10 protein-coding genes and 4 pseudogenes are annotated in these 8580 nt (G+C 68.5%); all 14 read left to right on the top strand.

All coding sequences use genetic code 11. From position 1 onward, the window contains the following. The first annotated feature begins 129 nt into the window (after window positions 1–129). Window positions 130–627 carry a protein phosphatase gene (locus IPM60_15270; GenBank protein ID MBK8909185.1) on the top strand — a complete coding sequence of 166 codons (498 nt, stop codon included), beginning with the start codon at window positions 130–132 and terminating at the stop codon, window positions 625–627. Between the two features lie 255 nt (window positions 628–882). Next, window positions 883–1290 (top strand): group III truncated hemoglobin, encoded by a 408-nt coding sequence (locus IPM60_15265; GenBank protein MBK8909184.1) that lies wholly within the window; start codon window positions 883–885, stop codon window positions 1288–1290. A gap of 15 nt (window positions 1291–1305) precedes the next feature. Next, a pseudogene (locus IPM60_15260) lies at window positions 1306–1796 on the top strand (hemerythrin domain-containing protein). Further along, window positions 1789–2127 (top strand): carboxymuconolactone decarboxylase family protein, encoded by a 339-nt coding sequence (locus IPM60_15255; protein MBK8909183.1) that lies wholly within the window; start codon window positions 1789–1791, stop codon window positions 2125–2127. The pseudogene IPM60_15260 and the gene IPM60_15255 overlap by 8 nt, the downstream one beginning before the upstream one ends. Beyond that, window positions 2124–2504 carry a DUF488 family protein gene (locus IPM60_15250; GenBank protein MBK8909182.1) on the top strand — a complete coding sequence of 127 codons (381 nt, stop codon included), beginning with the start codon at window positions 2124–2126 and terminating at the stop codon, window positions 2502–2504. The genes IPM60_15255 and IPM60_15250 overlap by 4 nt, the downstream gene beginning before the upstream one ends. Window positions 2505–2582: 78 nt before the next feature. After that, window positions 2583–3557: pseudogene (locus IPM60_15245) on the top strand (nitronate monooxygenase). Window positions 3558–3591: 34 nt separating this feature from the next. Next, a complete protein-coding gene (locus tag IPM60_15240; protein MBK8909181.1) occupies window positions 3592–4509 on the top strand; it encodes a 5-formyltetrahydrofolate cyclo-ligase in 918 nt (305 codons plus the stop codon). A gap of 16 nt (window positions 4510–4525) precedes the next feature. Further along, window positions 4526–4941 (top strand): annotated as a pseudogene (locus tag IPM60_15235) (Rrf2 family transcriptional regulator). Between the two features lie 19 nt (window positions 4942–4960). Beyond that, window positions 4961–6586 (top strand): cytochrome-c oxidase, cbb3-type subunit I, encoded by a 1626-nt coding sequence (ccoN, locus tag IPM60_15230; GenBank protein MBK8909180.1) that lies wholly within the window; start codon window positions 4961–4963, stop codon window positions 6584–6586. Window positions 6587–6590: 4 nt separating this feature from the next. After that, window positions 6591–7321, top strand: a pseudogene (gene ccoO, locus IPM60_15225) (cytochrome-c oxidase, cbb3-type subunit II). After that, on the top strand, window positions 7318–7479 hold the full coding sequence (locus IPM60_15220) for a cbb3-type cytochrome c oxidase subunit 3 (GenBank protein MBK8909179.1): 162 nt from the start codon (window positions 7318–7320) through the stop codon (window positions 7477–7479). The pseudogene ccoO and the gene IPM60_15220 overlap by 4 nt, the downstream one beginning before the upstream one ends. Next, window positions 7472–7696, top strand: coding sequence for a hypothetical protein (locus tag IPM60_15215; GenBank protein MBK8909178.1), 225 nt, complete (start codon window positions 7472–7474; stop codon window positions 7694–7696). Before IPM60_15220 ends, IPM60_15215 begins: the two co-directional genes overlap by 8 nt. A gap of 37 nt (window positions 7697–7733) precedes the next feature. After that, complete coding sequence (locus IPM60_15210) at window positions 7734–8342, top strand: c-type cytochrome (GenBank protein ID MBK8909177.1); 609 nt, start codon at window positions 7734–7736, stop codon at window positions 8340–8342. Beyond that, the gene (locus IPM60_15205; GenBank protein ID MBK8909176.1) at window positions 8339–8536 is read left to right on the top strand and encodes a hypothetical protein; all 198 of its coding nucleotides are present in this window, start codon (window positions 8339–8341) and stop codon (window positions 8534–8536) included. Before IPM60_15210 ends, IPM60_15205 begins: the two co-directional genes overlap by 4 nt. Window positions 8537–8580 lie beyond the last annotated feature (44 nt).

Below are 8580 nucleotides of genomic sequence, written 5' to 3'. Positions count from 1 at the left end.
GCTCGTCTTGCGCCCGGAGAGCACGGGGTGCAAAGGATCGGGCACATGAGGATCTTTCACCGCGCCAATGCGAAGCTCTGGCCGCTTGTGGTCGCGTGACGGCGGACAGGACCCGGCAGGAGGGTAGGCATGACGACCGAATTCGCGATCGCGGAACTGGCGCTTGGGGGCGGGAGGGTAGGGCTGTGCCCGATGCCCGGCGCCGGAGGCGGCTACGGCGCGGACCTTGCGAGGATCCTCCACTGGCGCCCGGCCATGGTCGTGACGCTGGCCACCGAGCAGGAGATGGCCGACGCGGGCGCGGCGGGGCTGTCTGCGGCCCTCGCGCGCGACGGCATCGCCTGGCGCCACCTGCCGGTGCCCGACTTCGCGGCGGAGAGCGCTGCGCTGACGCTGGACTGGCGCAACGTCGCGGACAAGGCGTTGGGGCACCTCGCTGCCGGCGGAGGCGTGCTTTTCCACTGCAGGGGCGGCTGCGGGCGGTCGGGAATGGCGGTGATGCGGCTCATGGCTGAGTCGGGCGAGGCGCCGGATGCGGCGCTGGTGCGACTGCGCGGCGTGCGCCCTTGCGCCGTCGAGACCGAGCCTCAGAGGCGCTGGGCGGCGCACGGGCGCACGCCACGCTGACGGTCATGACCCTCAACGCTGCACCACTCCCACCCGGCGGCGGTCCTTGGGACTTCGCCGAGGCGAAGATCGTCATCGAGACCTGACGCGGCCGGTACAATGGCAGGCGCCCGCACTGGTCGCCGATGCGAGTCTCGCAAAATCGGCATTTACAATACCTATTAATCGATCTAGACTTTGGCGCAGGATCGAAACCACGGGGCCGTCATGCCCGCCTCCGAACCGTCCCCGCCGGACCCCTCCGCCCGGCCCGAGATGACAGCCGCCATCATGTCTCAAACGGGCCTCGACGAGGTCATGCTGCGCAACCTCGTCCATTCCTTCTACGCGCGGGTCCGTGGCGACACCGAACTCGGCCCGGTCTTTGCCGCCCGCATCACCGACTGGGGGCCGCATCTGGAGCGCATGGTCGCCTTCTGGTCTTCGGTCGCGCTGATGACGGGACGCTACCACGGCCGCCCGGTGCCGGCACATACCACCCTATCGATCCAGGGGGTGCACTTCGAACGCTGGCTGCGGCTCTTCCGCGCGACGGCGCAGGAGGTCTGCACGCCAGCGGCCGCGGCCCACGTCGTCGAGCGGGCGGAACGCATCGCCCGCGCTCTCCGCATGGCGGTCGAGGCGGCGCAAGCCGCCCCCGATGCCATTCCCGCCCTTCGCTGAGGAAGGACCGATCCGATGACCGATGTTGCCCCGATCCATGATGCCGGTGCGCTGACCCGTTACATCGAGACCCGCTACCACGCGCGCCACCGCGAACAACTGCCGCCCCTGGCCGGCATGGCAGAGAAGGTCGAGACGGTGCACTTCGGCGACGACAACGTGCCCGAGGGCCTCGCCGGCATCTTGCGACGGATGATCGGAGAGATGGAGGTACACATGAAGAAGGAGGAACTGATCCTATTTCCCGCCATTTTCGCAGAGGGGGCGGACAGGGGATCGAGACCCCCATCGCCGTGATGCGCCGTGACCACGACGATCACGCGACCGATGTTGCCGAGATTCGCCGCCTGACCACCGGGCTGACGCTGCCGCAGGGGGCCTGCCGTACCTGGACTTCCCTCTATGCCGGCCTCGACGAGTTCATCACCGATCTCGAGGAACACATGCGGCTTGAGAACGACGTGCTCTTCCTGCAGTTCGAGCCGGGAGGTGTGGCAAATGGCTGATCTTCGTTTTCCGCAGGGAACCCGTGCCCATGCCGAACGGCGCCACGCGCTTGCACCGGAAGCCGACGACGCATTCCGCGCATTCTCAAAGGCCGTCTTCGCGGCGGGTGCCCTCGACGTGCCCACCAAGCAACTCATCGCCGTGGCTGTCGCCCACGTCACGCAATGCCCCTGGTGCATCGAGGGTCATGTAAAGGCCGCACGGCGCGCCGGCGCGAGTGACCAGCAGATCATGGAGGCGATCTGGGTGGCCGCGGAGATGCGCGCGGGTGCGTCCTTCGCCCATTCCATCAAGGCGCTGGACCTGATGATGGGCGATACCGCGGAATGACGAAGGCGCCGGACATCGAGCTCGCCCGGGTCTACGACGACCTTGGCGCGACTCGGGGCGCGCGGTTGCTGGTCGACCGCCTCTGGCCGCGGGGTATCAGCAAGGACGCACTGAAGCTCGACGAATGGATGAAGGATCTCGCGCCGAGCAGCGCGTTGCGCAAGTGGTTCGGCCACGATCCCGACAAGTGGGATGCCTTCGCAAACCGCTATCGCGCCGAACTGGCCGAGTCCCAGGATGCGGTGGAGCGCTGCCTCGCCTGGTGTCGGAAGGGTCCGGTCGTCCTCGTCTACGGCGCAAGGGACCGCGATCGCAATCAGGCGGTGGTGTTGCGGCAATACCTGCGCGAGCGGCTGGCAAGGGAAGAGGCGACATGACGCTGGGCGACTATCCATCGCTGCGCACACCGCTTTGCGGCTTTGCTGGGCTGCGACGTGCCGATCCTGCTTGCCGGCATGGGCGGGGTAGCACGCTGGGAACTGGCGGCGGCCGTGGCCGAGGCGGGCGGGTATCCGACGCTCGGCATGGTGCGGGAGGCGCCCGCACTGATTGCGGACGAGGTTCAAGCGCTGCGCGCCGCGACCGATCGGCCGTTCGCCGTCAACCTCATCCCGGCTGCCACGGACCCGGCCCTGCTTGATGCCCAGATCGACTGCTGTCTGGACCTGGGCGTCCCGGCGTTCTCCTACTTCTGGGACGTCGTTCCGCGGGCGGTGGCGCGGGTGAAAGCGGCGGGCTGCCTTGTGCTGCATCAGGTCCGGAACGATCCGGGCGGCCCGCGACGCCGAGGCCGCCGGGGCCGACGTTCTGATCGCGCAGGGCATCGAGGCTGGTGGCCACGTCCACGGACGCATCGGTGCCTTCGCGTTGGCGACCGCGCTGATGGCGGAGACCCGGCTCCCCGTCGTGGTCTCCGGCGGATCGCCGACGGCCGGGGATTGGCCGCGGCCCTCGCCATGGGCACCGCCGGTGTGCAATGCGGCACGGCATTTCTCGCGACGGACGAGTCCTTCGCGCATGACTACCACAAGAAACGTCTTGCGGCGGCAGATGCCTCCGACACCGTGCTGACGGACGTCTTCGTGTTGAACTGGCCACGCGGCGCCGCTGTCCGCGTCCTTGCCAACAGCGTGACGGACACACTCGGAGAACGGCTTCTGGGCCATGACCCCGCCACCCTGCCGCGCGAACCGATCGCTTGGGACGCCGAGGTGCCGCGCCTCCGCTTCAGCACGGATTCGCCCCTGCGGACGACGACAGGCGACCTGGAGGCCATGGCGCTGTATGCGGGCCAGGGTACCGGGCGCATCGCCGACATCGTTCCTGCGGCTGACCGTTTGCGCCGGATCGCGGCGGAGGCGGAAGCCTTGCTGGGACGCATCCGGCCCGAACGCGGCGGTCACGAGGAGGCGAGGAATGGCGGCAAGTGACGAGGCCGGGGGCCGCTATGCTTCCCCACCCTGCATGGCGGATGAGGTCGCGTCGGACTATTTCGACCCGCTGGGGGTCGATCCCGAGCAGGCGCGCGACGTGGCGCGCTGGCGCCGGGCCGAGCGGGTGCGGCTGCGCGCCGAGCGTCAGGCGATCAGCGTAGAGGCGCGGCGCGCCGCGGGCGCCGCACTGGCCGACCACCTGCGCGACCATCTTGCGGCACGATTCGGCAGCCTGCGCGGCCGGGTTTTCTCGGCCTACTGGCCGATCAAGGGCGAGCCCGACCTGCGCCCGCTGATGGCCGAGATGGATGTGGCCGGCGTGAGGGTCGCGCTGCCTGTGGTCGAGGTGAGACACGCCCCGCTGTCGTTCCGCCGCTGGACGCCAAAGACGCGCCCGGTGCGCGGTGACTGGGACATCCCGGTGCCGCCGCCGGAGGCAGAGTTCATGATACCCGATGTTGCGCTCGCCCCGCTCGTGGGCTGGGATCGCCGGGGCTACCGGCTTGGCTACGGAGGCGGCTACTTCGACCGCACGCTCGCAGGCTTGTCTACGCGACCCTACGTGATCGGTGTCGGTCTGCAGGCGACCGAGGTCGCGACGATCTATCCGCAGTGGCACGACGTCCGCCTTGACGCGATCGTGACGAGGAAGGTGTCCGGTCACGAACCTGCCCGGGCACGCAGGAGAGACGCTCCAGAGGCCGGGTCCGCCCTGATACGCGCCGCAGCGGGCGCGGTCGTCGCGCTTCGCCCGGCGACCTGCCTGCCTGCCTCACCCGGGCCGGGCACCAACTTTGGCACGCCCCGCCGACCGCTCCCGCGGGACCGCCGGAGCGATGGAGAGCGGCCTGTCTCGCTCGTGCCGTTGTCGACCGGCATCGAGCCGCCGCAACGGAGCGGCTTGCAATTCGTCGGAGATCTGCTAATAGGTATTTCAAATACTGATTAAGGGAAAGCGCCCGAAGATGCGTCTCACATCCTTCACCGATTACGGGCTGCGCATGCTGATGCGCATGGCAAGCGCGCCGGGAACGGCCTTTTCGACCGCTGATCTGGCCGAGGAGTTCGGTCTTTCGCGGAACCACCTGACCAAGATCATGCAGCAGCTTGCCCGCGGCGGGATTGTCGAGACCCGGCGCGGTGGCGGAGGCGGTGCGACCCTTGCCAAGGATCCTGCCGAGGTCCGTCTTGGCGACGTCGTGCGGCTGCTGGAAGACGGGCAGGCCCTGGTCGAATGCTTCGGCCCCACGGGCGGCGACTGCACCATCGAGGCTGCTGCCGGCTGAGGACCCGGCTTCGCCATGCCGAGGCGCGCTTCCTGGAGGACCTCAACAGCTCGACCCTCAGGGACATCGCCCTGCCGGCCAGGGACGCCGCGTGAGGATGGGGAGCGCGGAGATATGACCGGAACGCTGAGCATTCCCGAAAGGCAGGCCGCCCTCGTCCTCTCCGTGCTTCTGGCGCTCCTCGGCCTGACCATGGCCGCCGCAGCGCGGCACGGCGTCATGGCACTGCACGGTCTGATGGCCCTGTCCCTTGGTGTCTGGCTGGTCTTTCTCGTCGGCGGCGCCCTCTACGATCCGGCGCCCCCTGCGGACCGGAGCCGCCGTTACTACGATGCGCCGACCCGGTTCGGCATCGTGATGACGCTCGTCTGGGCAATGATCGGGATGGCCGTCGGCGTCTGGGTCGCGGCCCTGCTCTACTGGCCCGAGGCGACGCCGCTCTGGCCCTGGACCAGCTTCGGCCGGCTGCGGCCCGTCCACACCTCCGGCATCATCTTCGGTTTCGGCGGCAACGCGCTGATCGCCACCTCGTTCCATGTCCTGCAGCGCACCTCGCGGGCGCGGCTGGCCGATTCCGTCAGCCCCTGGGTCGTGCTCATCGGCTACAACCTCTTCTGTGCCTGGGCGGTCACCGGCTACCTGATGGGCTCCACCCAGTCCAAGGAATACGCCGAGGCAGAATGGTATGCTGACCTCTGGCTCGTGGTGATCTGGGTCACCTATTTCGTCCTTTACATTCGAACGCTCGCCCGCCGGAAGGAACCGCACATCTACGTCGCGAACTGGTATTTCCTCGCCTTCATCCTGGTGGTGGCGATGCTGCATATCGTCAACAACCTGGCGCTGCCGGTCTCGCTGGCCGGGACGAAAAGCTTCACCATCTGGTCGGGCGTGCAGGACGCGATGGTGCAATGGTGGTACGGCCACAACGCGGTCGCCTTCTTCCTGACCGCCGGATTCCTAGGCATGCTCTACTATTTCCTGCCGGTGCGGTCGGGGCGGCCGATCTGGTCCTATCGACTCTCCATCGTCAGCTTCTGGGGCATCACATTCTTCTACATCTGGGTGGGATCGCACCATCTGCACTACACCGCGCTACCCTATTGGGCGCAGACGCTCGGCATGACCTTCTCGGTGATGCTCCTGGTGCCCTCCTGGGCCTCCGCAGGCAATGCCATCGCCACGCTGAACGGCGCCTGGCACAAGGTGCGCGATGACGCGACGCTGCGGTTCATGTTCGTGGCGGCGGTGTTCTACGGGCTGTCGACCTTCGAGGGCTCGTTCCTCGCCATCCGGCCGGTGAACTCGCTCAGCCACTACACCGACTGGACGGTGGGCCACGTCCACTCCGGCACGCTGGGCTGGGTCGCCATGATCATCTTCGGCGCGCTCTACACCCTCGTTCCGCAGCTTTCGGGCCGCGAGACGATGGCGTCGCCGCGCGCGGTCGAATGGCACTTCTGGCTCGCCGTCACCGGAACGCTGATCTACGTCGTTTCGATGTGGAACGCCGGGATCACGCAGGGCCTGATGTGGCGGACCTACGACGTGAACGGCGCGCTGGCCTACAGCTTCCTGCAATCGGTCGAGGCGATGGCGCCCTATTACCTCCTGCGCACCATCGGCGGCGGATTGTTCCTCAGCGGGGCGGTGCTCTGCGCCTGGAACTGCCGCATGACGATGCGGGCGGCGCGGGGCGAGGCCGGCGACCGCCCGCTTGTCGCGGAGCCGGCGGAGTGAACCGATGCTGAAGCTTCACTACAACCTCGAAAAAGTCTCGATGGGGCTCGTCGGCGCGATCATCCTCGCGGCCTCGATCGGCGGACTGATAGAAATCGCGCCGCTCTTCACCATCGACGAGACGGTGACGATCCCGGACGACATGCGCCCGCACACGCCGCTTGAGCTCGCCGGCCGCGAGATCTTCATGCGCGAGGGCTGCTGGGTGCTCGCCACAGCCAGATGGTGCGCAGCCTCGCTGACGAGATCGACCGCTACGGTCCCTATTCGCTTGCCGGGGAATCCGCCTACGACCACCCGATGCTCTGGGGATCGAAGCGCACGGGCCCGGATCTTGCGCGCGTAGGAGGCAAGTACTCAGACGCCTGGCATGTCCGTCACTTGGCCGACCCGCGCGCTGTGGTGCCCGCCTCGATCATGCCGGCCTACCCCTGGCTCCTGCGACCGCTCGATACCGGCTTCCTGCGGGACGAGCTCTCTGCGCTCGGCCGGCTCGGCGTTCCCTACGACGAGGCGATGATCGCTGCGGCGACGGTCGACGCGGCGGCGCAAAGCCGCCCCGACAGCGCCGGTGCCGACGCGGTGCGCGAACGTTACGGCGAGACGGTGGCGGTTCGGAACTTCGACGGTGATACCGCCACGCTGACGGAAATGGACGCGCTGGTTGCCTATCTCCAGTCGCTGGGCACCCTGACTTCCGCGCCCGACCGGATACTCACGGGGGACGGAACATGACCCACGATGTTCTCGTCTACCTGTCCAAGACCGTCGGGCTGATCTGGCTGATGGGGTTCTTCCTCATCGTGGTGATCCGCGCCTACAGCCCGTCGCGCCGCGCGGCGCAAGAGCATGCCGCCCGCTCGGTTCTCGGGGAGGAGGACCGGCATGAGTGAGATCACGGACCCCCGGCAACTGCCCGGCGCCGATCCCCATACCGGGAACCGCGAGGTCGATCCGGTCACCGGCTACGATACCACCGGTCACGACTGGGGCGGGATCAAGGAACTGAACACGGCCTTCCCGAGGATCGTGATCTGGGCACTGGTGCTGACCTTCCTCTATTCGGTGATCGCCTGGATCCTGCTACCCGCCTGGCCCGCTCGGTCGTGACTACACGCGCGGGCTTCTGGGCCTCGACCAGGGCGAAATGGCGGTGGCAGGCTACAGGGGCCTCGCCGCCGAGCGCGAGGGCTGGCTCGACCGCTTCGCGGCCGGCGATCTCGCCAGCCTGCAATCGGACAAGGCGCTGATGCGGCTCGCCACGCCGGCGGCCGGGCGGCTCTTCCAGGACAACTGCGCCGCCTGTCACGGCCTGACCGGTGAGGGTGGGCCCGGCTTCCCCGCGCTGGCCGATGCCGACTGGCTGTGGAGCGGCGATCCTGCCGAGGTCGCCCTGACGATCCGCGACGGCATCAACGCGGGCGACGCGTCGCGTGCCGCCGAGATGCCCGCCTTCGACTGGATGGACCGCGCCGACCGTGACGCTCTGGCGGAATATGTCGCCGCCCTGCCGCAGGGTTCTGCCGATGCCGGAAGCCCCGCGGCCGTGCTCTTCGCCGAGAACTGCGCCGCCTGCCACGGCGACGGCGGAGCAGGCGGGCTCAACCTTGGTGCCCCGTCAGCTCACCGATGCCGCGGTGATCTACGGACAGGACGCAACGGTGCTGCAAACTGTCACACGGGCCGTTCCGGGACTGGCGGGCACGGGCCGGGCGCCTGTCGGAGGCGGAGATCAACCTGCTTGCGCTCTACGTGACCGGGCTGGCCGCGGCGAAGAGACGAGGCGGCGAGATGACGGTGCGGGCGCAGAAGTGGCTGGCGATCGCGGCGGCGGTGGCCGTCGCCGCTGGGTTCGTCGCCGCCAACGCGCACCTGCTGGCGGTGGCCGTCGGCTCGCAGCCCGCCTGCACGGCCCTCGCCGGGGCCGAACCGGCCCGGCGCGCCTGCTGAGAGGAGAATGGCGATGCTGGAACCGCTTCCCACGCTGCGCAGCC

This window comes from Rhodospirillales bacterium, assembly GCA_016710335.1.
Classification (GTDB): Bacteria; Pseudomonadota; Alphaproteobacteria; order Rhodospirillales; family Defluviicoccaceae; genus JADJXQ01.
Note: the sequence above shows the minus strand (reverse complement) of the source record. Positions and strands in the feature narration are given on the sequence as shown.

Bases quoted from the DNA above. Each gene is read 5' to 3' on its own strand.
- IPM60_15270 (MBK8909185.1), top strand. From the start codon at position 130: ATGACGACCGAATTCGCGATCGCGGAACTGGCGCTTGGGGGCGGGAGG.
- IPM60_15265 (MBK8909184.1), top strand. From the start codon at position 883: ATGACAGCCGCCATCATGTCTCAAACGGGCCTCGACGAGGTCATGCTG.
- IPM60_15255 (MBK8909183.1), top strand. From the start codon at position 1,789: ATGGCTGATCTTCGTTTTCCGCAGGGAACCCGTGCCCATGCCGAACGG.
- IPM60_15250 (MBK8909182.1), top strand. From the start codon at position 2,124: ATGACGAAGGCGCCGGACATCGAGCTCGCCCGGGTCTACGACGACCTT.
- IPM60_15240 (MBK8909181.1), top strand. From the start codon at position 3,592: ATGGCGGATGAGGTCGCGTCGGACTATTTCGACCCGCTGGGGGTCGAT.
- ccoN (MBK8909180.1), top strand. From the start codon at position 4,961: ATGACCGGAACGCTGAGCATTCCCGAAAGGCAGGCCGCCCTCGTCCTC.
- IPM60_15220 (MBK8909179.1), top strand. From the start codon at position 7,318: ATGACCCACGATGTTCTCGTCTACCTGTCCAAGACCGTCGGGCTGATC.
- IPM60_15215 (MBK8909178.1), top strand. From the start codon at position 7,472: ATGAGTGAGATCACGGACCCCCGGCAACTGCCCGGCGCCGATCCCCAT.
- IPM60_15210 (MBK8909177.1), top strand. From the start codon at position 7,734: ATGGCGGTGGCAGGCTACAGGGGCCTCGCCGCCGAGCGCGAGGGCTGG.